This is a genomic window from Mycobacterium simiae (assembly GCF_010727605.1).
Taxonomy (GTDB): Bacteria; Actinomycetota; Actinomycetes; order Mycobacteriales; family Mycobacteriaceae; genus Mycobacterium; species Mycobacterium simiae.
In genome coordinates this window covers 20454-44676 of record NZ_AP022568.1, presented here as the reverse complement: position 1 = coordinate 44676, position 24223 = coordinate 20454, and the positions used below count along the sequence as shown (strand labels likewise).

Sequence of the window (24223 nt, the reverse complement as noted above, 5' to 3'; positions counted from 1 at the left end):
CGGCCACCCGGACCCGCACCCAGACCACCACGTTTGAACGAGAGTAGGAATATCCATGGCACGCGTAAAGCGGGCAGTCAACGCCCACAAAAAGAGGCGCAGCATCCTGTCGGCCTCCAAAGGCTATCGCGGCCAGCGGTCCCGCCTCTACCGCAAAGCCAAAGAGCAGCAACTGCATTCGCTGCAGTACGCCTACCGCGACCGTCGGGCGCGTAAGGGCGAGTTTCGCAAGTTGTGGATTTCGCGGATCAACGCCGCGGCCCGTGCTAACGACATCACCTACAACCGGCTGATCCAGGGCCTGAAGGCCGCGGGCGTGGAAGTCGACCGGAAGAACCTGGCCGACATCGCGGTCACCGACCCGACGGCATTCACCGCACTCGTCGACGTCGCGCGGGCCGCACTGCCCAAGGACGTCAACGCACCCTCTGGAGAGGCTGCTTAACTCCGGTGCTCACCGAGCGCTCGGCCCGGGTGGCCGCGGCGGTCAAGTTGCATCGGCATGTCGGACGACGACGGGCCCACCAGTTCCTGGCCGAAGGCCCCAACCTGGTCGGGGCGGCTGGCGCGCGCGGGCTGGTGCGCGATGTCTTCGTCACCGAGCTCGCCGCGCAGCGGCACGCGAAACTGCTGGCCGGGCAGCAGTGCCCGATCCATGTGGTCACCGAGCGGGCCGCGAAAGCCTTGTCCGACACCGTCACTCCGGCGGGTCTGGTGGCCGTGTGCGACATGCCGGGGACCGGGCTGCGCGATGCGCTGGCCGGCTCCCCGCAACTGGTCGCCGTCGCCGTCGAGATCAGCGAGCCAGGCAACGCGGGCACGTTGATCCGGCTTGCCGACGCCATGGGGGCCGCCGCGGTGGTCCTCGCCGGGCACAGCGTCGACCCCTACAACGGCAAGTGCCTGCGCGCCTCGGCCGGCAGCATCTTCTCGCTGCCGGTCGTCGCCGCGCCCGACATCGAGGCGCTGCTGACCGCGCTGCGCGGCGCCGGGCTGCAGACGCTGGCCACCACGGTCGACGGCGGCACCCGCTTGGACGAGGCTGGTGAACTGTTGGCCATGCCGACGGCGTGGCTGTTCGGGCCCGAATCGCACGGCTTGCCCGAAGAGATCACCGAGCACGCCGACCATCGGGTGCGCATCCCGATGTCCGGCGGGGCGGAGAGCTTGAATGTGGCCGCCGCGGCGGCGATCTGCCTATACCAGAGTGCCCAGGCGCTCGGCGTGCTGCAGCGTTTCTAGCCCGCCTTAGGCGGCCCGTGTGCGGCCCCGACCGGGGCGCAGTCCCGCCAGTGACAGCGTGATGTGCACCAGCGAGCCGGCCCGCTCGACCAACGACTTAGAGCGAAGGGAACCCGGGGGAAAGTAGTGCATCGGCAGGCCACGTCGGTCGCGGGGCGGGGCCACAAATTCGGGTGCCTCCACCAGCGGCGCGTTGACCGGGACGCGGCCCTCGGCACGACGGTAGGCGGCCAACGCCCGCGGGTGCAGGCGGATCTCGTCGGGAACCGCTAGGAACGCCAGCTCGATCAGTTTGCCGAACACCCGCAGCAGGATCTCGTCGCCCGGTGTCCAGCGCATGCCCGCCTTCTCGCGCACGGCGGGGTCGAACAATCCCGCCGCGATCCAGCGTTGACCGGCGACCAGGGGCTTGAACATCTGGTCCCACAACGGTGTGGGCATCAAGATGAACTTGGGCTTGGGAATCCGCATGTGGAAGATGTCCAGCGTCGCCCGATTGATCACCAGCTCCTCACGGCATACCCGCGCCCAGTACTCCTGGAACTCCTCCCACGAGGCTGGCACTGGCCGCATGCTCATTCCGTACATCCGATACCACTGCACGTGCTCGTCGAACAGCTGGCGCTTTTCGGCTTCGGTCAAGCCGCCGCAAAAGTATTCGGCGACCTTGATGATGAGCATGAAGAAGGTGGCGTGCGCCCAATAGAAGGTCTCCGGGTTCAGCGCGTGATAGCGACGGCCCTCGGCATCAATGCCCTTGATGGTGTCGTGGTAATGCTTGATCTGCGCGCCGGTCAGGGGTGCGCGGTCACCGTCGTAGACGACCCCCATGATGGGATAGACGGACCGGGCCACCCGTTGCAGCGGCTCGCGCAGCAGGATCGAATGCTCTTCAACGGCCGAGCCGAGTTGCGGGTACATATTCTGGATTGCTCCGATCCAGATGCCCATCATCCCGGTGCGCAGATCGCCAAAGTACTTCCAGGTAAGGGAATCTGGTCCGAGCGGATCAGCGGATGTAGTCGCTACGGAACTCATCACGACCTCCTACTTCCTTACTGCGCTCACGATAACTTTGACAACGGTTGTTGTCTACGTTTCGGTGCGCCACGGGTGGACGTGTTACCGAGATTCCATCCGCGTGTGGCATGCCCGTGATGAGGCGGGGATGAGAACGCGGGGGCGGTGTTCGCCACAACCGGGACGGGTTCGTTGCCCGGCTTCCCCGAAAGTACTTACCCTTGCCACGTGGAATTCGCGCCTCGCGATGCGGATCCGGGCAGTCCTGCAGAATCCGAGTCGGTGACGACGTGACGGGGGCGGCGCCCCGATCCCCGGTGTCGCTACAGAGCGCGGCCCAGTGGTGGCAGAACGCCAACCGCAGCCCGGGTGTGGTGGCCTTCCTGCGGCGAGCGCGACGGCTGCTGCCCGGGGATCCCGAGTTCGGCGATCCACTCTCGACCGCGGGCGACGGCGGTCCGCGCGCGGCGGCGCGCGCCGCCGACCGGTTGCTGGGGGACCGCGACGCCGCGTCGCGCGAGGTCAGTTTGGGAGTGCTGCAGGTGTGGCAGGCGCTCACCGAGGCGGTGTCGCGACGTCCCGCCAACCCGGAAGCGACGCTGGTCTTCACCGATCTGGTCGGGTTCTCGACGTGGTCACTGGAGGCTGGCGACGACGCGGCGTTGTCGTTGCTGCGCCAGGTGTCCCGGGCGGTCGAGCCGCCACTGCTCGACGAGGGCGGCCACATCGTCAAACGGATGGGCGACGGCATCATGGCGGTGTTCCGTCGCCCGGACGTCGCGGTCCGGGCGGTGCTGGCCGCCGACGAGGCGATGCGGTCGGTCGAGGTGGCGGGTTACCGGCCTCGGATGCGGGTGGGAATCCACACCGGTCGGCCGCAGCGGTTGGCCGCGGATTGGCTCGGCGTCGACGTGAATATCGCCGCGCGCGTTATGGAACGCGCCACAAAAGGCGGCATCATGATCTCCAGCACGGCGCTGAATTCAGTGCCGGCAAGCGAGCTCGACGCCCTCGGTGTGGTCGCGAAACGCGCACGTAAATCGGTGTTTTCGCCGAAAACTCCGGGCATCCCGCCAGAGCTGGTCATCTACCGCCTGGAACACTCTTAGGGAGTTGACAGCCTCCCATCACGAAGCCGAAACAATTTAGCCCTCATAATGGATTCAATGTGTGGGGGCATCTTCTCCCGGTTGGCCCGGGTCCGTTTCACCGTCGGATACATCGCGGTGCTGCTTGCGGTCAGCTGCGCCATCTTGCTGCTCGGCCAGCATGCGCATGACGTCATCGTCGCGCGGGCCAGCACCAACCTGCACAACCTCGCGCACGGCCACGTCGGGACGCTGCTGGGCAGCGCGCTGGTCGTCGACGCCGGCCCGCTCTACTTCTGGTTGCCCTTCCTGACCTGCCTGCTGGTTCTCGCCGAACTGCACCTGAGCACCATCCGCTTGATGATCGCCTTCCTGGTTGGCCACATCGGCGCCACGCTGGTGGTGGCCGCTGCCCTGGCCGCGGCGGTGGAGTTCGGCTGGTTGCCCATCTCGATCACCCGTGCCAGCGACGTCGGCATGAGTTACGGCGCGCTCGCGGCGCTGGGCGCGATGACGGCGGCCATCCCGCGGCGATGGCGTCCGGCGTGGGTCGGCTGGTGGATCTCGGCGGGCCTGGCCTCGGCGATCATCGGCGCGGACTTCACCGATGCCGGACACACCGTCGCGGTGATCCTGGGCGTGCTGGTGTCCGCCCGGTTCCGCCAACCCATCCGCTGGACGCCGGCGCTGCTGTTGATGCTGGTGGCCTCGTCGGGCTTCGGCTTCCTGGTTTTGGCTCACCACTGGGGAACGATGGCCGCCGCTCCGGTCGTCGGCGCGCTGGGTGCGTTCGTGGCGCATAAGGTCGTCCAACTCCGCGCGACGCGTAACGCGCTGTCCGGCGACCTGCCTAGCCCGGTCGCCGTGCAGCCCGTCCCGGTCGGCTAGCAACCTCCCCCCGCGGGCGCCGAAGACAACTGCCCGCCCAGCGGCTACCGCCGGGTCACATATGATCGGCACTCGACCCGCGCCGGGTTGTCAGAACGAACCCACCGGCCCTGCGGGCAGCCCGTACAGCCTCGTCAGTAAGGGAGAGTGTCGCCGCGTGGGTGAGCAACCCGTCGACTTGTCGCCGGAAGCACTGGCCGAAGTGGTCAACGCTGCTCGGCAGGCGATCCGCCGCGCCGAAACCCTCGACGCGCTGGCCCACGTCAAGACCGACCATCTCGGCGACCGCTCGCCGGTGGCGCTGGCCCGGCAGGCGCTGGGCACGTTGCCCAAGGAGGCACGCTCCGACGCCGGCAAGCGGGTCAACACCGCCCGTGGCGACGTGCAGCGCTGCTACGACGAGCGGCTGGCCGAGCTGCGGGCCGAGCGCGACGCGGCCGTGTTGGTCGCGGAGAGCATCGACGTCACGTTGCCCTCCACTCGGCGGCCCCCCGGCGCCCGGCACCCGATCACCATTCTGGCCGAGCACGTCGCGGACACGTTCATCGCGATGGGGTGGGAGCTGGCCGACGGTCCGGAGGTCGAGGCGGAGCAGTTCAACTTCGACGCCCTCAACTTCCCGCCCGACCATCCCGCCCGCAGCGAGCAGGACACCTTCTACATCGCGCCGGGGGATTCCCGGCAGCTGCTGCGCACCCACACCTCACCGGTGCAGGTGCGCACCCTGCTGGAACGCGAGCTGCCGGTCTACATCATCTCGATCGGCCGCACCTTTCGCACCGACGAACTCGACGCCACCCACACCCCGGTGTTCCATCAGGTCGAGGGGCTGGCGGTGGACCGTGGTCTGTCGATGGCGCATCTGCGCGGCACGCTGGACGCGTTTGCGCGCGCGGAGTTCGGCCCGCAGGCCCGCACCCGCATCCGTCCGCACTTCTTCCCATTCACCGAGCCGTCCGCCGAGGTCGACGTGTGGTTTGTCGGCAAGAAGGGCGGCGCGGGCTGGGTGGAGTGGGGCGGTTGTGGCATGGTCCATCCAAACGTGTTGCGCGCGGCGGGGATTGACCCCGACGTCTACTCCGGCTTCGCGTTCGGGATGGGCCTGGAACGCACTCTGCAATTCCGCAACGGCATCCCCGACATGCGCGACATGGTTGAGGGCGACATCCGCTTCTCGTTGCCGTTCGGGGTAGGCCTGTAATGCGAATCCCGTACAGCTGGTTACGCGAGGTCTTGAATGCCGGCGCCGTCGGAGCTCCGGCGTGGGATCCCGGCCCGGATGAGGTCGAGCAGACGCTGGTGCGCATTGGCCATGAGGTCGAGGATGTCATCACGCTCGGGCCGGTCGACGGCCCGCTGACAGTGGGACGGGTCAGCGCCATCGAGGAGCTCACCGGATTCAAGAAGCCGATCCGCGCCTGCCTGGTGGATGTCGGTGCTGGCCAGGATCGCGGAATCGTTTGCGGTGCAACGAACTTCGCCGTCGGTGATCTGGTAGTGGTGGCGTTGCCGGGGACCACGCTGCCCGGTGACTTCGTGATCACCGCCCGCAAGACCTACGGCCGCACCTCCGACGGGATGATCTGCTCTGCCGCCGAATTGGGCTTGGGCACCGACCATTCCGGCATTCTGGTGCTGCCACCCGGCACTGGCAAACCGGGTGCCGCCGCGGCCGAGGTGCTCGGCCTCGACGACGTGGTCTTCGACCTGGCCATCACACCGGATCGGGGTTACTGCATGTCGGTGCGCGGGGTGGCGCGCGAGCTCGCCTGCGCCTACGACGTGGACTTCGTCGACCCGGCCTCCGAGGCCGTGGTGAAGCCGCTGCCGGCCGAGGGGGAGGCCTGGCCGTTGACCGTGCAGGCCGAGACCGGTGTGCGTCGTTTCGCGCTGCGCCCGGTCACCGGGATCGACCCCACCGCGGTGTCGCCGTGGTGGCTGCAGCGCCGGTTGCTGCTGGCCGGCATCCGTGCCACCTCCCCGGCGGTGGACACGACCAACTACGTGATGCTGGAACTGGGCCACCCCATGCATGCCCACGACCGCAACCGGATCACCGGCGGTTTCGCCGTGCGGTTCGCCCGGCCCGGCGAGACCGTCGTCACGCTCGATGATGTTGAGCGCAACCTCGATCCGGCGGATGTGCTGATCGTCGACGACGTCGCGACGACCGCGATCGGCGGAGTGATGGGCGCTGCCAGCACCGAGGTGCGCGACGATTCGACGGACGTGCTGCTGGAGGCGGCGGTTTGGGATCCGGCCGCGGTGTCGCGCACTCAGCGCCGCCTGCATCTGCCCAGCGAGGCCGCGCGCCGCTACGAGCGCTCGGTCGATCCGGCCATCTCGGTGGCCGCGCTGGACCGGTGTGCCGCGCTGCTGGCCGACATCGCCGGGGGAACCGTCTCGCCGACCTTGACCGACTGGCGTGGCGATCCGCCCGTCGGCACCTCGGCCGACGATTGGGCGGGAGCGCCGATCGCCATCCCGGCCGACCTGCCGGATCGGGTTGCCGGGGTGGGCTACGCCCCGGGCACTACGGCCCGCCGCCTGGCCCAAATCGGCGCCACCGTCGCCGAATCCGGCGACGTGCTCACGGTGACCCCGCCGAGTTGGCGGCCTGACCTGGTGCAGCCGGCGGATCTGGTCGAGGAGGTGTTGCGGCTGGAGGGGCTGGAGGTCGTCCCGTCGGTACTGCCCCAGGCACCCGCGGGGCGGGGTCTGACGGCGGTACAGAAGCGCCGCCGGGCGATCGGCAAGGCGCTGGCCCAGTCCGGGTTCGTCGAGATCCTGCCCACGCCGTTTCTGCCCGCCGGAGTTTTCGACCTGTGGGGCCTGCCCGCCGACGACCCGCGGCGCAGCACCACCCGGGTACTCAATCCGCTGGACGCCGATCGTCCGGAGCTTGCCACCACCTTGCTGCCCGGTTTGCTGGAAGCTTTGAGCCGCAACGTGTCTCGTGGCCTGGTCAATGCGGCGCTGTATGCCATTGCCCAGGTGGTGCAACCGACCGAACACACTCGCGGCATCGCGCTGATTCCGGTCGACCGGCGCCCGACCGATGCCGAGATCGCCACCGTCGACGCGTCGCTGCCTCGGCAGCCGCAACACGTCGCGGCGGTGCTCGCGGGGTTGCGCGAACCACGCGGACCGTGGGGCCCAGGCCGGGCGGCCGACGCCGCCGACGCACTCGATGCGGTGCGGACCATCGCGCGCGCCAGCGGAATCGATGTCACGCTGCGGGCGGCGCAGCAGCTGCCGTGGCATCCGGGACGGTGCGCGGCGGTGCTGGTCGGCCAGACCGTCGTGGGTCACGCGGGTCAGCTGCATCCGGCCGTCATCGAGCGGTCCGGGTTGCCGAAGGGCACCTGCGCCCTAGAACTCGACCTCGACGCGCTACCCATTACCTCGACCCTGCCGGCGCCCCGGGTATCGCCGTTTCCGGCCGTGTTCCAGGACGTCAGCTTGGTGGTGGCCGCGGATGTGCCGGCGCAGGCAGTGGCGGACGCGGTCCGTGCGGGTGCCGGTGAACTGCTGGAAGACCTTCAGCTGTTCGACGTGTTCAGCGGCCCGCAGATCGGCGAGGGCCGCAAGTCGCTGACATTCGCGTTGCGATTCCGGGCGCCGGATCGCACGCTGACCGAGGACGATGCCAGCGCGGCCCGCGACGCGGCGGTGCGGCGGGCCGCCGAGGCCGTCGGCGCCGAATTACGCACCTGACAAGCCAGCATGGATTTGCAATCAACTGCATAATCATGCAGAATCGGTGAAATGGCCGACGGAATTCGGGTAGCGGTGGCCGGTGCCACCGGCTATGCGGGCGGGGAAATCCTGCGCCTGTTGTTGGGACATCCGGCATACGCCGACGGCCGGCTCACGATCGGGGCGGTGACGGCTGCAGCCAGCGCCGGCAGTGTGCTCGGGGAGCACCACCCGCACCTGGCGCCGCTAGCCGCCCGGGTGGTCGAGCCCACCGAAGCCGACCTGCTGCGCGGTCACGACGTCGTGTTTTTGGGCTTGCCGCATGGACATTCGGCGTCGCTGGCCGAACAACTCGACCCCGAGACTGTGATCATCGACTGTGGGGCGGACTTTCGGCTGACCGATCCCGCCGCGTGGGAGCGGTTCTACGGGTCCCCGCACGCCGGCAGCTGGCCCTATGGCCTGCCGGAATTGCCGGGCGCCCGAGACCGGCTGCGCGGCGCCCGCCGCATCGCGGTGCCGGGCTGCTATCCGACCGCCGCGCTGCTGGCCCTGCTACCCGCGGTGGCCGAGGACCTCGTCCAGCCCGCCGTCACCGTCGTCGCCGTCAGCGGCACCTCCGGTGCGGGCCGCGCGGCCAAGACCGACCTGCTCGGCTCCGAGGTCATCGGCTCGGCCCGGGCCTACAACATTGCCGGCGCCCACCGGCACACCCCGGAGATCGCGCAGGGGCTGCGGACCGTCACCGGGCGTGATGTCAGGGTGTCGTTCACCCCGGTCCTCATCCCGACCTCCCGCGGAATCCTGGCCACCTGCACCGCGCCCACCAGTACGCCGCTGTCGCAGCTGCGCGCGGTATACGAAAAAGCCTATGACGCAGAGCCATTCGTGCACTTGCTGCCCGAAGGCCGGCTGCCCCGCACCGGGTCCGTCATCGGCAGTAACGCCGCGCAGGTTTCGGTCGCGGTGGACGAGGACGCCGCTACGTTCGTCGCGATCGCCGCGATCGACAACCTCACCAAGGGCACCGGCGGTGCGGCGGTGCAGTCGATGAACCTCGCGCTGGGTTGGCCCGAGACGGAAGGCCTTTCGGTGATCGGGGTGGCACCGTGACGGATCTGGTCCCCGCCAGCGAGTCGGCGGCTTCCGGAGCCAGGCTGGTTCGCACGCAGGGTGTCAGCGCGGCGGCCGGTTTCCGCGCCGCCGGTATTGCCGCCGGTCTGAAGAAGTCTGGCCGCCGCGACCTAGCGCTGGTGTTCAACGAGGGGCCCGACTATGCGGCCGCGGGGGTGTTCACCCGCAACCAGGTCAAGGCCGCGCCCGTGTTGTGGAGCCAACAGGTGCTCAGCACCGGGCAGTTGCGTGCGGTGATCCTCAACTCCGGTGGGGCGAATGCCTGCACCGGGCCGGGGGGCTTTCAGGACACCCATGCGACCGCCGAGGCCGTCGCGGCCGCCTTGTCGGACTGGGGCACCGAGACCGGGGCCATTGAGGTCGCGGTCTGTTCCACCGGACTGATCGGCGACCGGTTGCCGATGGATAAGGTGCTCGCCGGGGTCACGCACGTCGTGCACGAGATGCACGGCGGCCTGTCCGGCGGCGACGAGGCCGCCCAGGCCATCATGACGACCGACACCGTGCCCAAACAGGTTGCGTTGCACCATCAGAACAACTGGACCGTCGGCGGCATGGCCAAGGGAGCGGGCATGATGGCGCCCTCGCTGGCCACCATGCTGTGCGTGCTGACCACCGACGCCATCGCCGACTCGGCCGCGTTGGACGCCGCGCTGCGCCGCGCGTCCGCCCGCACCTTCGATCGGCTCGACATCGACGGCTGCTGTTCCACCAACGACACTGTGCTGCTGCTGGCCTCCGGCGCCAGCGGGATTGCACCGGCGCAGGACGAGCTCGACGACGCGGTGCTGCGGGTGTGTGACGACCTGTGCCTGCAACTGCAGGCCGACGCCGAGGGCGTCACCAAACGCGTGACGGTCACTGTGACCGGGGGCCGCTCGGAGCGCGACGCGGAACTGGCGGCCCGCGCGATCGCCCGGGACAGCCTGGTCAAGACCGCCATGTTCGGCTCGGATCCCAACTGGGGTCGGGTGGTAGCGGCCGTCGGACTGGCCCCCGGGGTGTTCGTCGACCCAGATCGAATCACAGTGTCGTTCAACGGGTTTCTGGTGTTCACCAATGGCATCGGCACGCCGAACTCGCGCGAGGTGGACCTGTCGGGCCCCGACATCGCGGTCGTCGTCGACCTAGGCCTGGGCGACGGCCAGGCCACCATCCGGACCACCGATCTGTCGCATGCCTACGTCGAAGAGAACTCGGCCTACAGCACATGACCAGCACGGACGAACTACCCACCCAGGTCAAGGCCCAGGTGCTGGCCGAAGCGTTGCCGTGGCTCAAGCAACTGCACGGGCGGATCGTCGTCGTCAAGTACGGCGGCAACGCGATGACCGACGAGTCCCTGCGCCGAGCGTTCGCCGCGGACATGGCCTTCCTGCGCAACTGTGGCATCCATCCCGTCGTCGTGCACGGCGGCGGGCCCCAGATCACCGCCATGCTGCGCCGGCTCGGCATCGACAAGGGCGACTTCAAGGGTGGATTCCGGGTCACCACACCGGAGGTGCTCGACGTCGCGCGAATGGTGCTGTTCGGCCAGGTGGGCCGCGAGCTGGTCAACATGATCAACGCGTACGGGCCGTACGCCGTCGGCATCACCGGCGAGGACGCGCAGTTGTTCACCGCGGTGCGGCGCAGCGTCACCGTCGACGGTGTGGCCACCGACATCGGCCTGGTCGGCGACGTCGACAAGGTCAACACCGCCGCGGTGCTGGATTTAATTGCGGCGCGGCGTATCCCGGTGGTATCGACGCTCGCACCGGATGCCGAGGGCGTGGTGCACAACATCAACGCCGACACCGCCGCTGCCGCGCTGGCAGAAGCGCTCGGCGCCGAAAAGCTGTTGATGCTTACCGATGTCGAGGGCCTGTACACCAGCTGGCCGGACCGCGACTCGCTGGTCAGCGAAATCGACACCGCCACACTGGCGCAACTGTTACCCACTTTGGAGGCGGGAATGATTCCCAAGATCGAGGCGTGTCTGCGGGCAGTCTCGGGGGGCGTGCCCAGCGCCCACGTCATCGACGGCCGGGTCGAGCACTGTGTGCTGGTGGAGCTGTTCACCAACGCGGGCACCGGCACCAAGGTGGTGCCCGCATGAATGCGCTGACGACGGCAACGGACGCCATGCGGCAGCGCTGGCAAGCCGTGATGACGAACAACTACGGCACCCCTGCGGTGGCGCTGGCCAGCGGCGACGGCGCCGTGGTCACCGACGTGGACGGCAAGAGCTACCTCGACCTGCTCGGCGGCATCGCGGTCAACGTGCTCGGGCATCGCCACCCCGCGCTCATCGAGGCCGTCACCCAGCAGATGTCGACGCTGGGCCACACCTCCAACCTGTATGCCACCGAACCGGGCATCGCGCTGGCCGAGGAGCTGGTCGCGTTGCTCGGCGCCGACACCACCACCCGCGTCTTCTTCTGCAACTCCGGCACCGAAGCCAACGAGATGGCGTTCAAACTGTCTCGGCTCACCGGGCGCACGAAACTCGTTGCGGCGCAGGACGGTTTCCACGGCCGCACGATGGGGTCGCTGGCGCTGACCGGTCAGCCGGCCAAGCAGGCGCCGTTCGAGCCGCTACCCGGCGACGTCACGCATGTGCCCTATGGTGACGCCGAGGCGCTCGCTGCCGCCGTCGACGACGACACCGCCGCGGTGTTCCTGGAACCGATCATGGGGGAGAGCGGGGTCGTCGTCCCACCCCCGGGTTACCTGGCCGCGGCCCGCGACATCACTGCCCGCCACGGCGCGCTGCTGGTGCTCGACGAGGTGCAGACCGGAATCGGGCGCACCGGAGCGTTTTTCGCCCACCAGCACGACGGCATCACCCCCGATGTGGTGACCCTGGCCAAGGGCCTGGGCGGTGGGCTGCCGATCGGGGCAGTGCTGACCATCGGTCCCGCGGCCGACCTGCTGACTCCCGGCCTGCACGGCAGCACCTTCGGCGGCAACCCGATGTGCACCGCGGCGGCCCGCGCCGTGCTGCGCGTGCTTGTCGACGACGACCTGCTGCGGCACGCCGATGCGATGGGAAAGGTGTTGCGGCAGGGCATCGAATCGCTCGGCCACCCGCTGATCGATCACACCCGCGGTCGCGGACTGCTGTGCGGGGTGGTGCTGACCGCGCCCCGCGCCAAGGACATCGAGGCCGCCGCGCGTGACGGCGGGTTCCTGGTCAACGCCGCCGCACCCGACGTCATCCGACTGGCGCCGCCCCTGGTCATCACCGAGGCCCAGATCGATGCGTTCATCACCGCGCTGCCCGGGATTCTGGACACGGTGGGAGCCCACGCAGATGACCGCGCCACGACGATGCAGAGCGAAGCGATGAGGAGAAGTGGCGCAGATGACCGCGCCACGACGATGCAGAGCGAAGCGATGAGGAGAAGTGGCGCAGATGACTAGACATTTCCTGCGCGACGACGACCTGTCGCCGGCCGAGCAGGCCGAGGTGTTGGAGCTGGCCGCCGAGCTGAAGAAGAGCCCGTTCAGTCGCCGCCCCCTGGACGGGCCGCGCGGCGTCGCGGTGCTGTTCGACAAGAACTCCACCCGGACCCGTTTCTCGTTCGAGGTCGGCATCGCACAGTTAGGCGGTCATCCCGTGGTCGTCGACAGCGGTGCCACCCAACTCGGCCGGGACGAGACCCTGCAGGACACCGCGCAGGTGCTGTCCCGCTACGTCGAGGCTGTCGTGTGGCGCACCTTCGGCCAGGTCCGGCTCGAGGCCATGGCGCAGACCGCGACGGTTCCGGTGGTCAATGCGCTGTCCGACGACTTCCACCCCTGCCAGGTGCTGGCGGATCTGCAGACGATCGCCGAGCACAAGGGGCCGCTGGCCGGCTTGCGGCTGTCCTATTTCGGCGACGGCGCCAACAACATGGCGCACTCCCTGATGCTGGGCGGAGTAACCGCCGGCATCCACGTCACGGTGGCCGCGCCAGATGGTTTCACGCCCAACCCGGCCGTGCTGACCGCCGCCGAGCGGCGGGCGTCGGAAACCGGTGCCTCGATCACCGTTACCACCGACCCCGCCGCGGCCGCGGCGGGCGCCGACGTCTTGGTAACCGACACCTGGACGTCGATGGGGCAGGAGCACGACGGCTTGGACCGCCTGACCCCGTTCCGGCCATTTCAGGTCAACAGCGGGCTGCTCGACCTGGCGGATTCGAAAGCTATTGTGCTGCACTGTCTTCCGGCTCACCGCAACGAAGAGATCACCGACGAGGTGATGGACGGACCGGCCAGCGTGGTCTTCGACGAAGCTGAAAACCGACTGCACGCCCAGAAGGCGCTGTTGGTGTGGCTGCTGGAGCGGTCCCGATGACCCGCAACACCAAGGCCGTCTCCGACATCACCCGGGCGGGTCGCCAGGCCCGCATTGTGGCGATCCTGTCGTCCTCGTCCATCAGCAGTCAAAGCGAACTGGCCGCACGGCTGGCCGACGAGGGCATCGACGTCACCCAGGCCACGCTGTCGCGCGATCTCGAGGAGCTGGGCGCGGTGAAGCTGCGCGGCGCCGACGGCGGCGTCGGGGTCTATGTCGTCCCCGAGGACGGCAGCCCAGTGCGCGGCGTGTCCGGGGGCACCGCGCGGCTGTCGCGACTACTGAGCGAGCTGCTGGTGTCGACCGACTCCAGCGCGAACCTGGCGGTGCTGCGCACCCCGCCGGGGGCAGCTGACTATTTGGCCAGCGCAATCGACCGTGCGGCGTTACCGTACGTCGTCGGCACCATCGCCGGCGACGACACTCTTTTCGTGGCGGCTCGGGAGCCGATGACCGGCGCCGAGCTGGCCAGAGCCTTGGAAGAACTCAAGTAGCACTCAAAAGACTGGAGACTGATTCATGTCAGAACGCGTCATCCTGGCGTATTCCGGCGGTCTGGACACCTCGGTGGCGATCAGCTGGATCGGCAAGGAGACCGGCCGCGAGGTGGTAGCGGTCGCGATCGACCTCGGCCAGGGCGGCGAGGACATGGAACTCGTGCGTCAGCGGGCACTGGACTGTGGCGCGGTCGAGGCGGTCGTGGTCGACGCCCGCGACGAGTTCGCCGAGGGCTATTGCCTGCCGACGGTGCTCAACAACGCGCTGTACATGGACCGCTATCCGCTGGTGTCCGCGATCAGCCGGCCGTTGATCGTCAAGCACCTGGTCGCCGCGGCCCGGGAGCACGGCGGCACCATCGTCGCGCACGGCTGCACCGGCAAGGGCAACGACCAGGTACGGTTCGAAGTCGGGTTCGGTTCGCTCGCACCGGATTTGGAGGTGCTGGCACCGGTCCGCGACTACGCCTGGACGCGAGAGAAGGCGATCGCGTTCGCCGAGGAGAACGCGATCCCCATCAACGTCACCAAGCGCTCGCCGTTCTCCATCGACCAGAACGTGTGGGGCCGCGCGGTGGAAACCGGTTTCCTGGAACACCTGTGGAACGCCCCCACCAAGGACATCTACGCCTACACCGAGGACCCCACCCTCAACTGGAGCACGCCCGATGAGGTGATCATCGGTTTCGAGCGCGGGGTGCCGGTGAGCATCGACGGCAAACCGGTGTCCATGCTGGAGGCCATCGTGGAGCTCAACGCTCGGGCCGGCGCCCAGGGTGTCGGTCGCCTCGACGTCGTCGAGGATCGGCTGGTCGGCATCAAGAGCCGCGAGATCTACGAGGCGCCGGGCGCCATGGTGCTCATCACCGCCCACGCCGAGCTCGAACACGTCACCCTCGAGCGTGAACTGGGCCGATTCAAACGGCACACCGACCAGCGCTGGGCCGAGCTGGTCTACGACGGGTTGTGGTACTCACCGCTGAAGGTGGCGCTAGAGAGTTTCGTCGCCAAGACGCAGGAGCACGTCTCCGGGGAGATCCGAATGGTGTTGCACGGCGGGCACATTGCGGTGAACGGCCGGCGCAGCGCCGAGTCGCTCTACGACTTCAACCTGGCCACCTACGACGAGGGTGACACCTTTGACCAATCGGCCGCCAAGGGCTTTGTCTACGTCCACGGCCTGTCGTCCAAGCTGTCGGCCCGCCGTGACCTCGCAACCGACGAAGCGTGAGCACTCGCGAGGGATCGTTGTGGGGCGGGCGGTTTTCCGATGGACCGTCCGACGCGCTGGCCGCGCTGAGCAAGTCCACCCACTTCGACTGGGTGCTGGCCCCCTACGACATCACCGCGTCGCGGGCCCACACCGTCGTGTTGTTCCGGGCCGGGTTGCTCACCGAGGAGCAGCGTGACGGCCTGCTGGCCGGACTGGACAGCCTCGCCCAGGACGTGGCCGACGGCAGCTTCACACCGCTGGTCACCGACGAGGACGTACACGCGGCGCTGGAACGTGGCCTGATCGACCGGGTCGGCGCCGACTTGGGCGGCCGGCTGCGTGCGGGACGGTCGCGCAATGACCAGGTGGCCACGCTGTTCCGGATGTGGCTTCGCGACGCGGTACGGCGGGTCGCGGCTGGGGCCTTGGATGTCGTCGCCGCGCTGGCCGAACAGGCCGGGGCGCACCCGGCGGCGATCATGCCCGGCAAGACCCACTTGCAGTCCGCCCAGCCGATCCTGCTGGCCCACCATCTGCTCGCCCACGCCCATCCGCTGTTGCGCGACGTGGAACGCATCGCCGACTTCGACAAGCGTGCGGCGGTGTCGCCGTACGGCTCGGGAGCTCTGGCCGGCTCGTCGCTGGGCCTGGATCCCGACGCCATCGCCGCCGACCTGGGCTTTGCCGCCGCCGCGGCCAATTCCGTCGACGCGACGGCCGCCCGGGACTTCGCTGCCGAGGCGGCGTTCGTCTTCGCGATGATCGGTGTCGACCTGTCCCGGCTGGCGGAGGACATCATCCTGTGGAGCTCGACGGAGTTTGGCTACGTCACGCTGCACGACTCCTGGTCGACCGGCAGTTCGATCATGCCGCAGAAGAAAAATCCCGACATCGCCGAGCTGGCGCGGGGCAAATCTGGGCGGCTGATAGGCAATCTGGCGGGATTGCTGGCCACGCTGAAGGCCCAGCCGCTGGCCTACAACCGGGATCTGCAGGAGGACAAGGAGCCGGTGTTCGACTCGGTCGCGCAGCTGGAGTTGCTATTGCCCGCGATGGCCGGGCTGGTGGCCAGTCTGACCTTCCATGTCGACCGGATGGCGGCGCTCGCTCCCGCCGGCTACACGTTGGCCACTGATATTGCGGAATGGCTTGTCCGCCAAGGTGTTCCGTTTCGCTCCGCGCACGAGACCGCCGGCGCCGCGGTGCGCGCGGCCGAGGGTCGCGGGGTCGGGCTGGAGGAGCTGACCGACGACGAACTGGCCGCCATCAGTCCAGAGCTCACGCCTCAGGTTCGCGAGGTGCTGAGCATCGAGGGCTCGGTGTCGTCGCGGGACGCGCGTGGGGGCACTGCGCCGGGCCAGGTCGCCGCTCAGTTGCGTGAGGTGCTGGACAGCTGCGGGCAGCTGCGGGCCCGGTTGTCCGAACAATTCCGACGCTGACTCCACCGCGGAACTGGCGGTTTGCTGTGGCCGTCTTTTTGCGGCGGCTTGTCTCGGCACCGGCCCGCCAAGAGGGCTAAACTCCCAGCTAACAGCGCTAAGGTTGAACGGCTGAACATGTCTGCCATTACCAAGGGGGGCCAATGAGCGTCATCGCGGGCGTCTACGGTGCGTTGCCTCCGTATCGCTACTCCCAGCGCGAACTCACCGACTTCTTCGTGAGCATTCCGGAGTTCGAGGGCTACGAGGACATCGTTCGGCAGCTGCACACCAGCGCCAAGGTCAACAGCCGCCACTTGGTGATCCCGCTGGAGCGCTACCCGTCACTGACCGACTTCGGGGTGGCGAACCAGATCTACATCGACAACGCCGTCGAGTTGGGCTGTGAGGCGCTCACCGGCGCCCTCGACGAGGCCGGGGTCCATCCGCGCGACCTGGACGTGCTGATCACGACGACGGTGACCGGGCTGGCCATCCCGTCGATCGACGCCCGGATCGCCGGACGGGTCGGGCTGCGCGAGGACGTGCGCCGGGTCCCCCTTTTCGGGCTGGGCTGTGTGGCCGGCGCGGCCGGCGTGGCCCGTCTCAATGACTACCTGCGCGGCGCCCCCGACGGTGCGGCGGCGCTGATCTCGGTGGAACTGTGCTCGTTGACCTATCCCGGCTATAAACCCTCGCTGGCCGGGCTGGTCGGCAGCGCGCTGTTTGCCGACGGGTCCGCGGCGGTGGTCGCGGTGGGCGACCGCCGCGCCGGGGAGATCGACGCGCACGGCCCCGATGTCCTGGATTCGCGCAGCCACTTGTACCCGGATTCGCTGCGCACAATGGGCTACGACGTCGGCACCACCGGTTTCGAGCTGGTCCTGTCGAAAGACGTCGCGGCCGTCGTCGAGCAATACATCGAAGACGACGTCACCGCGTTCCTCGGCGCGCACGGCCTGACCGCGACCGACATCGGCGCCTTCGTCAGCCACCCCGGCGGCCCCAAGGTCATCGAGGCGATCAACGCCGCGCTCAGCCTGTCCCCGCAGGCCCTGGAACTGACCTGGCGGTCGCTTGGCGAAATCGGCAACCTGTCGTCGGCCTCGGTACTGCACGTGCTGCGCGACACCCTGGCCAAACCGCCGCCCAGCGGCAGTCCGGGCCTGATGCTCGCGATGGGACCCGGCTTCTGCTCGGAACTGGTATTGCTGCGCTGGCACTGATGCAAGTCGGGCGTGAGTCGCCGCACCGCGCGGCCAGGGCGACACGAGAGGGTCGTGTTGCATGACTAGCAGTTCCGACGAGCTGATCCAGGCCCTGCGGGCATCGCTGAAGGACAACGAGCGGCTCAAGCGGGAAAACCGCGAGTACCTGGCCGCGGCGAGCGAACCGATGGCGCTGGTGGGCATGGCCTGCCGCTACCCGGGTGGAATCGATTCCCCGGAGGCCTTGTGGGACATGGTCGTCGAGGGTCGCGACGTGGTGTCGGAGTTCCCGGTCGACCGCGGCTGGGACCGGGCTGCACTGTTCGATCCGGATCCCGATGCGACGGGAAAGTCCTATACTCGCAGCGGCGGATTCCTTTCGCAGGTAGCCGATTTCGACGCGGCGTTCTTCGGAATCGCGCCGAGTGAGGCGCTGGCGATGGATCCGCAGCAGCGGTTGCTGCTGGAAGTGTCGTGGGAGGCGCTGGAGCGGGCCGGAATCGACCCGATCACCTTGCGGGGCTCGGCGACCGGGGTTTTCGCTGGCATTTTCCACGGATCGTACGGCGGCCAGGGCCGGGTGCCTGGAGACCTGGAGCGCTACGGGTTGCGCGGCTCGACGCTAAGCGTCGCCTCTGGACGAGTCGCGTATTCGTTGGGGCTGGAGGGTCCGGCCGTCTCGGTGGACACCGCGTGCTCGTCGTCGCTAGTGGCTCTACATCTCGCTGCCCGCGCACTGCGATCGGGCGAATGTGATTTGGCGTTGGTCGGCGGTGTGACGGTGATGGCCACCCCGGCGATGTTCGTGGAATTTAGCCGGCAGCGTGCGCTGTCTCCCGACGGCCGGTGCAAGGCGTATGCCGGCGCAGCCGACGGAACCGGCTTCGCCGAGGGCGTCGGCGCGCTGGTGCTAGAGCGGCTGGCCGACGCGCGGCGGCTGGGCCACCGGGTGTTGGCGCTGGTGCGCGGCTCCGCGGTCAATCAGGACGGTGCCTCCAACGGCCTGGCCACCCCTAACGGACCCGCACAGCAACGCGTGATCCGCGCGGCGTTGGAAAACGCTCGGCTGGGCACCGCCGACGTCGATCTGGTCGAGGGCCACGGCACCGGGACTACGCTCGGCGATCCCATTGAGGCGCAAGCGATCCTGGCCACCTACGGGCAGGGTCGCCCGGCCGGTCAGCCGTTGTGGCTCGGCTCGATCAAGTCCAACATGGGTCACACCTCGGCCGCGGCCGGTGTGGCCGGTGTCATCAAGATGGTGCAGGCGATGCGCCACGGCATCATGCCCAAGACGCTGCACGTGGATGTGCCGACGCCGCACGTGGATTGGTCGGCCGGTGCGGTGTCACTGTTGACCAACCACCAGCCATGGCCGCCGCGAGACCGGCCGCGCCGGGCCGGGGTGTCGTCGTTCGGGATCAGCGGCACGAACGCGCACGTGATCTTGGAACAGGCGCCAGCAGTTCCATCATCATCGAAAACCCTTGACAGTACTGCAAATAACGACTCACGCCCGGTTCCATGGGTGTTATCGGCGCGATCCCCGGAGGCGCTGGCCGGCCAGGCGCAGCGGTTGCTGACGCGGCTGCAGGCCGAACCCGGCCTCGACGTCGACGATGTGGGCTTCTCGCTGGTGTCGACCCGCTCGACTTTCGAGCATCGGGCGGTGGTCGTCGGCAACCGCGGCCAGCTCGCCGCGGGGCTGGCCGGTCTCGCCGCCGGTGAGCCTGGACCCAACGTCGTGACCGGACGCGCCCGCGGCGTCGGTAAGACGGTGTTCGTTTTCCCCGGCCAGGGTTCGCAGTGGCTCGGCATGGGCGCCCAATTACTCGACTCCGCACCGGTATTCGCCGAGCATCTGAACCGCTGCGGCAAGGCGCTCGGCGAGTACGTGGACTGGTCGTTGATCGACGTCATCCGCGCCGCGCCGGGTGCGCCGGGTCTGGAGCGGGTGGACGTGGTGCAGCCCGTGCTGTGGGCGATGATGGTGTCGTTGGCCGCGTTGTGGCGTTCGATCGGGGTGCACCCCGACGCGGTTATCGGACATTCACAGGGCGAGATCGCCGCGGCCTATGTGGCCGGCGCGCTGTCGCTCGACGACGCCGCCCGGGTGGTGGCGCTGCGCAGCCGGCTGTTGCTGCAATTGTCGGGGTTGGGCGGCATGGTCTCGTTGGCGTGCGGATTGTCCCGGACCCGCGAACTCTTGGAGCCCTTCGGTGATCTGCTGAACATCGCTGCGATCAACGGTCTTTCGGCTGTAGTCGTATCCGGCGAGGTCGATGCGCTCGAGGAGTTGATGCGCCGTTGCGAGACCGCCGACGTCCGTGCCCGCCGCATCGACGTCGACTACGCCTCGCACTCGGGGCAGATCGAGCCGATCCGTGAACCGCTGGCTCAGGCGCTGGCCGGTATCGTGCCACGCTCGTCCTCGGTGACCTTCATCTCGACCGTCACCGGTGAATCCATCGACACCGCCGGACTGAACGCCGACTACTGGTACCGCAGCATCCGCCAGACGGTGCAGTTCGACCAGGCGGTGCGCACCGCCGGTGAGGCGGGATATCAGGTATTCGTCGAGTCAAGCCCGCATCCGGTACTGATCGCCGGCATTGAAGACACGATTGCGGAACGAAACGCCTTGGAGCCGATCGTGATTCCGACGCTGGGTCGCGACGACGGCGGCCTGGACCGGTTCTGGTTGTCGGCGGGCCAGGCGCATGCCGGCGGTGTGGCGGTCGATTGGCCCTCGGTGTTCCCCGGTGCGACGCCGGTCGACTTGCCGACCTACGCGTTCCAGCGGAGACGATTCTGGTTGCCGCCGGTTCAGACTGGCGGCGGCGACCCGCACACGCTGGGTATGGCCGGCGCCGAACACGGCCTGCTCGGTGCCGTCGTGCAGCGACCCGATTCCGGCGGGGTGGTGCTGACCGGTTGGTTGTCGCTGGCTGCGCAGCCCTGGCTGAGCGATCACGCGGTGGCCGGCGTGGTGCTGTTCCCCGGCGCCGGTTTCGTGGAATTGGCGTTGCGGGCCGGCGACGAGGTCGGCTGCGCCGTGGTCGACGAACTCACCTTGTCGGCGCCCTTGGTGCTGCCGCCGGGCGACGGGGCGCAGGTGCAGGTCCTGGTGGGCCCGGTGAGCTCCGGGGCCGACTCGGACCGGCGATCGGTGTCGATCTATTCCCGTGCCGTACAAGACGATTCGGAATGGACGCTACACGCCGAGGGGCTGCTGAGCACCGAACCGGCCGCACCGGCCGCCGACCTGTCCGTGTGGCCACCGGTGGGGGCCACCGCGATCGACGTCACCGACGCCTACCCGCAGTTGTCGCGACGTGGCTACGAATATGGTCCGGCTTTCCAAGGCCTGCACGCCATGTGGCGCGTGGACAATGACGTGTTTGCCGAGGTCACCGTGCCCGAGGCGGCCGGCGGCGCGGTCGACGGTTTCGGCATCCACCCTGTGCTGCTGGACGCCGCCCTGCACGCGATGGGCGTGGTCGGCGACCAGGCCGAGACGATGTTGCCGTTCTCCTGGCAGGGTGTGTGTTTGCATGCCGCGGGCGCGTCACGGGTCCGGGTGCGGATCGCGCCGATCGGCGTCAGCGCGGTGTCGGTGGATCTGGCCGACAGCGCCGGGCTGCCGGTGCTGTCGGTGCGCGAGTTGGTGGTTCGACCCGTCGCGGCGGCACAACTCAACGCGGCGCCGCGGGCCGGCGGCGGACTGCTGGAGGTGACCTGGTCGCCGGTGTCGTGGGAGTCGGTTGTGGTTGGGGTCGAGGGTGTGTGGGTGTGGGAGCCGTCGTCGGGGGTGTCGGTGGGGTCGGTGTATGCGGCCACGCATGAGGCGTTGGGGGTGTTGCAGTCGTGGTTGGCCGGTGATGATGCGCGTTTGTTGGTGGTGTTGACGCGGGGTGCGGTGGGGTTGGCCGGTGAGGGTGTGGCCGATTTGGCGGGTGCGGCGGTGTGGGGGTTGGTGCGGTCGGCTCAAGCTGAGCAGCCGGGTCGGGTGGTGTTGGTCGATTCGGATGGGTCGTTGGATGTTGCCGATGTGGTGGGGTGTGGGGAGTCGCAGGTGGTGGTGCGCTGCGGTGTCGCTCACGCCGCCCGACTGACCCCGTCCCGGTCGGTGTCGGTGCTGCCCCCCGGACAGTGGCGGATGACGGTGGGCGGTGGCGGAACCCTGGAAGATCTGGTCGTTCGCCCGCTACCCCGCACTGAATTGGCGCCCGGGCAGGTGCGGGTTGCGGTGGCCGCGGTGGGGGTCAACTTCCGGGATGTGTTGGTGGCGTTGGGGATGTATCCCGGTGGCGGTGAACTGGGGGCTGAGGGTGCGGGCGTCGTGGTGGAGGTGGGCTCCGGTGTGACCGGGTTTGCGGTGGGTGATGCGGTGCTGGGTTTGTTGGGGGTGGTGGGTGCTGAGGCGGTGGTGGATGCGCGGTTGGTGACGGTGGTGCCGGCGGGGTGGTCGTTGGTGCAGGCGGCGGGGGTGCCGGTGGTGTTTTTGACGGCGTTGTATGGGTTGTCGGTGTTGGCCGGGGTGAAGGCCGGTGAGCGGGTGTTGGTGCATGCGGCTACCGGTGGGGTGGGGATGGCTGCGGTGCAGTTGGCTCGGTATTGGGGTGCGGAGGTGTTTGTCACCGCGAGTCGTGGTAAGTGGGACACGTTGCGGGCGTTGGGTTTTGATGATGATCATATTGGTGATACCCGCAGCACGGAGTTTGAGCAGAAGTTTTTGGCCACTACCGGTGGTGGTGGGGTGGATGTGGTGCTTAACTCGCTGGCTGGGGAGTTTCTGGATGCGTCGTTGCGGTTGTTGGTCAATGGTGGGCGGTTCATCGAGATGGGCAAGACCGACCTGCGTGACCCGCCACCGTCCCCGAGGGCGTGCGCTACCGCGCCTTCGACCTGATGGAAGCCGGTCCGGACCATATCGCGTCGATGCTCTCGGATCTGGTCGGACTCTTCGATGCCGGTGTGTTAACGCCGTTGCCCGTCAAGGTGTTTGACGTGCGGTCGGCGTCGGCGGCGTATCGGTTTGTTAGTCAGGCCCGCCAGATCGGCAAGGTGGTGTTGACGTTGCCGGATGGTCCCGACGATCGCTTGCTTGCGACGTCGGGGGGTGGCTTGGCTGGTGGCAGTGTGGTGATTACTGGGGGTACCGGGATGGCTGGTGCGGCGGTGGCTGAGCATCTGGTGACCCGGTATGGGGTGGGCCATGTGGTGTTGGTGAGTCGTCGGGGGGCCGAGGCGCAGGGGGCCGCTGAGGTGGTGGACCGGCTGACGGTGGCGGGGGCTGAGGTGTCGGTGGTGGCCTGTGATGTGGCTGATCGCGGGGCGGTGGGTGAGTTGGTTGGGGGGTTGTCGCCGCGGTATCCGTTGCGGGGTGTGTTCCATGCCGCTGGTGTGCTCGATGATGGGTTGATTGGTTCGTTGACGCCGGAGCGGATGGATGTGGTGTTGCGGGCCAAGGTTGATGGTGCGTGGAATTTGCATGAGTTGACCCGGGATCACGATGTGTCGGCGTTTGTGTTGTTTTCGTCGATGGCTGGCATCGTTGGTTCGCCGGGGCAGGGTAACTATGCGGCGGCTAACAGTTTCCTCGACGCGTTGGCGACTGCGCGGCGGGCGCAGGGTCTGCCGGGGTTGTCGGTGGCCTGGGGGCTGTGGGAACAGGCCAGCGGCATGACCGGACACCTCGACGAGCGCGACAAAGCCCGCATGAGCCGAAGCGGACTGGCACCCATGGCCACCGAACAGGCGTTACGGCTTTTCGATGCCGCGATGCTCACCGAGCAGCCGGCGATGGTGGCCGCCCGCATCGACGCCGGCGCATTGGCGGAAAACAGCGCGTCGCTGCCGCGGCTGCTCAGCCAGCTGGTCACCCGACCGATCCGCCGCATCATCGACGAGAGCGAAACCATCTCCGCCTCAACGACCAGCCTGGTGGCACGTCTGCACGGGTTGTCGGCAGAGCAGCGCCACACCGAATTGGTGGAATTGGTGTGCCGCAACGCCGCCACGGTGCTGGGTCGTGCCCACGCCGCCGACATCAACGCCGGCAGCGTCTTCCAGGATCTCGGCTTCGACTCCCTGACCGCGGTGGAATTACGCAACCGGCTGAAAACCGCGACCGGACTCACCCTTTCACCCACGCTGATCTTCGACTACCCGACACCGCTGGTCTTGGCGGAACATCTCGACTCCCGCCTGGCGGCGTCCGCTGCTCCCGACCCCGGGACCGCTAAACCTGCCGACCTGATGGCGCGGTTCAACCAGATCACCCGCGAGCTGCAAACACTGCTCAACCAGCCGGATTGGCGGCCCGAGGACAAGTCGCGCCTGACCACCCGCATCCAAGCCCTGCTGGGCACGCTCGGCGCCCGCCAAGACCCCATCGACCGGCACGAACCCGATGACGAGGACATTCACACGGCTACCGAAAGTGAACTCTTCGCCATCCTCGACGAAGAACTCGGCTCGTAAGAGCCC

Annotated in this window: 14 protein-coding genes and 3 pseudogenes; 16 read left to right on the top strand and 1 reads right to left on the bottom strand. The window is 68.3% G+C overall.

Annotation, left to right across the window (positions count from 1 at the left end; genetic code table 11):
* Positions 1–55: 55 nt before the first annotated feature.
* Both rplT and G6N33_RS00140 read left to right on the top strand, forming a co-directional pair.
* A complete protein-coding gene (gene rplT, locus G6N33_RS00145) occupies positions 56–445 on the top strand; it encodes a 50S ribosomal protein L20 (RefSeq protein WP_044511669.1) in 390 nt (129 codons plus the stop codon).
* Between the two features lie 5 nt (positions 446–450).
* The gene (locus G6N33_RS00140; RefSeq protein WP_044511671.1) at positions 451–1242 is read left to right on the top strand and encodes a TrmH family RNA methyltransferase; all 792 of its coding nucleotides are present in this window, start codon (positions 451–453) and stop codon (positions 1240–1242) included.
* Positions 1243–1248: 6 nt separating this feature from the next.
* On the opposite strand, the gene G6N33_RS00135 is transcribed toward G6N33_RS00140, so the two are convergent.
* Positions 1249–2280 (bottom strand): oxygenase MpaB family protein, encoded by a 1032-nt coding sequence (locus G6N33_RS00135; protein ID WP_044511673.1) that lies wholly within the window; start codon positions 2278–2280, stop codon positions 1249–1251.
* 272 nt (positions 2281–2552) lie between these two features.
* Between G6N33_RS00135 and G6N33_RS00130 the strand changes: the two genes are divergently transcribed.
* From G6N33_RS00130 to G6N33_RS00065, 14 genes and pseudogenes are all read left to right on the top strand, one after another.
* Complete coding sequence (locus G6N33_RS00130; protein WP_061559427.1) at positions 2553–3371, top strand: adenylate/guanylate cyclase domain-containing protein; 819 nt, start codon at positions 2553–2555, stop codon at positions 3369–3371.
* Between the two features lie 57 nt (positions 3372–3428).
* Positions 3429–4238, top strand: coding sequence for a rhomboid-like protein (locus tag G6N33_RS00125; RefSeq protein WP_044511677.1), 810 nt, complete (start codon positions 3429–3431; stop codon positions 4236–4238).
* A 157-nt stretch (positions 4239–4395) separates the two neighbouring features.
* Complete coding sequence (gene pheS, locus G6N33_RS00120) at positions 4396–5439, top strand: phenylalanine--tRNA ligase subunit alpha (RefSeq protein ID WP_044511679.1); 1044 nt, start codon at positions 4396–4398, stop codon at positions 5437–5439.
* Entirely contained in the window at positions 5439–7955 is a 2517-nt protein-coding gene (gene pheT / locus G6N33_RS00115; RefSeq protein WP_044511680.1) for a phenylalanine--tRNA ligase subunit beta, read from the top strand. Before pheS ends, pheT begins: the two co-directional genes overlap by 1 nt.
* 35 nt (positions 7956–7990) lie before the next feature.
* Positions 7991–9050: pseudogene (gene argC, locus G6N33_RS00110) on the top strand (N-acetyl-gamma-glutamyl-phosphate reductase).
* Positions 9051–9055: 5 nt separating this feature from the next.
* Entirely contained in the window at positions 9056–10285 is a 1230-nt protein-coding gene (argJ, locus tag G6N33_RS00105; protein ID WP_044513353.1) for a bifunctional glutamate N-acetyltransferase/amino-acid acetyltransferase ArgJ, read from the top strand.
* The gene (gene argB / locus G6N33_RS00100; RefSeq protein WP_044511684.1) at positions 10282–11169 is read left to right on the top strand and encodes an acetylglutamate kinase; all 888 of its coding nucleotides are present in this window, start codon (positions 10282–10284) and stop codon (positions 11167–11169) included. Before argJ ends, argB begins: the two co-directional genes overlap by 4 nt.
* A pseudogene (locus G6N33_RS00095) lies at positions 11166–12359 on the top strand (acetylornithine transaminase); the annotation flags it as partial. The gene argB and the pseudogene G6N33_RS00095, both read left to right, overlap by 4 nt.
* 109 nt (positions 12360–12468) lie before the next feature.
* A complete protein-coding gene (gene argF / locus G6N33_RS00090) occupies positions 12469–13395 on the top strand; it encodes an ornithine carbamoyltransferase (RefSeq protein WP_044513357.1) in 927 nt (308 codons plus the stop codon).
* Positions 13392–13889, top strand: a complete 498-nt coding sequence (locus G6N33_RS00085) for an arginine repressor (RefSeq protein WP_044511685.1) — start codon at positions 13392–13394, stop codon at positions 13887–13889. Before argF ends, G6N33_RS00085 begins: the two co-directional genes overlap by 4 nt.
* Positions 13890–13914: 25 nt before the next feature.
* A complete protein-coding gene (locus tag G6N33_RS00080) occupies positions 13915–15123 on the top strand; it encodes an argininosuccinate synthase (RefSeq protein ID WP_044511688.1) in 1209 nt (402 codons plus the stop codon).
* Positions 15120–16544 carry an argininosuccinate lyase gene (argH, locus tag G6N33_RS00075; protein ID WP_044511690.1) on the top strand — a complete coding sequence of 475 codons (1425 nt, stop codon included), beginning with the start codon at positions 15120–15122 and terminating at the stop codon, positions 16542–16544. The genes G6N33_RS00080 and argH overlap by 4 nt, the downstream gene beginning before the upstream one ends.
* Before the next feature lie 143 nt (positions 16545–16687).
* Positions 16688–17749, top strand: a complete 1062-nt coding sequence (locus G6N33_RS00070) for a type III polyketide synthase (protein ID WP_044511692.1) — start codon at positions 16688–16690, stop codon at positions 17747–17749.
* Positions 17750–17810: 61 nt separating this feature from the next.
* Positions 17811–24217: pseudogene (locus G6N33_RS00065) on the top strand (SDR family NAD(P)-dependent oxidoreductase).
* Positions 24218–24223: the final 6 nt, after the last annotated feature.

Coding starts and splice junctions, on each gene's coding strand:
- rplT (WP_044511669.1), top strand. CDS start 56: ATGGCACGCGTAAAGCGGGCAGTCAACGCCCACAAAAAGAGGCGCAGC.
- G6N33_RS00135 (WP_044511673.1), bottom strand. CDS start 2,280: ATGAGTTCCGTAGCGACTACATCCGCTGATCCGCTCGGACCAGATTCC.
- G6N33_RS00125 (WP_044511677.1), top strand. CDS start 3,429: ATGTGTGGGGGCATCTTCTCCCGGTTGGCCCGGGTCCGTTTCACCGTC.
- pheT (WP_044511680.1), top strand. CDS start 5,439: ATGCGAATCCCGTACAGCTGGTTACGCGAGGTCTTGAATGCCGGCGCC.
- argB (WP_044511684.1), top strand. CDS start 10,282: ATGACCAGCACGGACGAACTACCCACCCAGGTCAAGGCCCAGGTGCTG.
- argF (WP_044513357.1), top strand. CDS start 12,469: ATGACTAGACATTTCCTGCGCGACGACGACCTGTCGCCGGCCGAGCAG.
- G6N33_RS00085 (WP_044511685.1), top strand. CDS start 13,392: ATGACCCGCAACACCAAGGCCGTCTCCGACATCACCCGGGCGGGTCGC.
- G6N33_RS00080 (WP_044511688.1), top strand. CDS start 13,915: ATGTCAGAACGCGTCATCCTGGCGTATTCCGGCGGTCTGGACACCTCG.
- G6N33_RS00070 (WP_044511692.1), top strand. CDS start 16,688: ATGAGCGTCATCGCGGGCGTCTACGGTGCGTTGCCTCCGTATCGCTAC.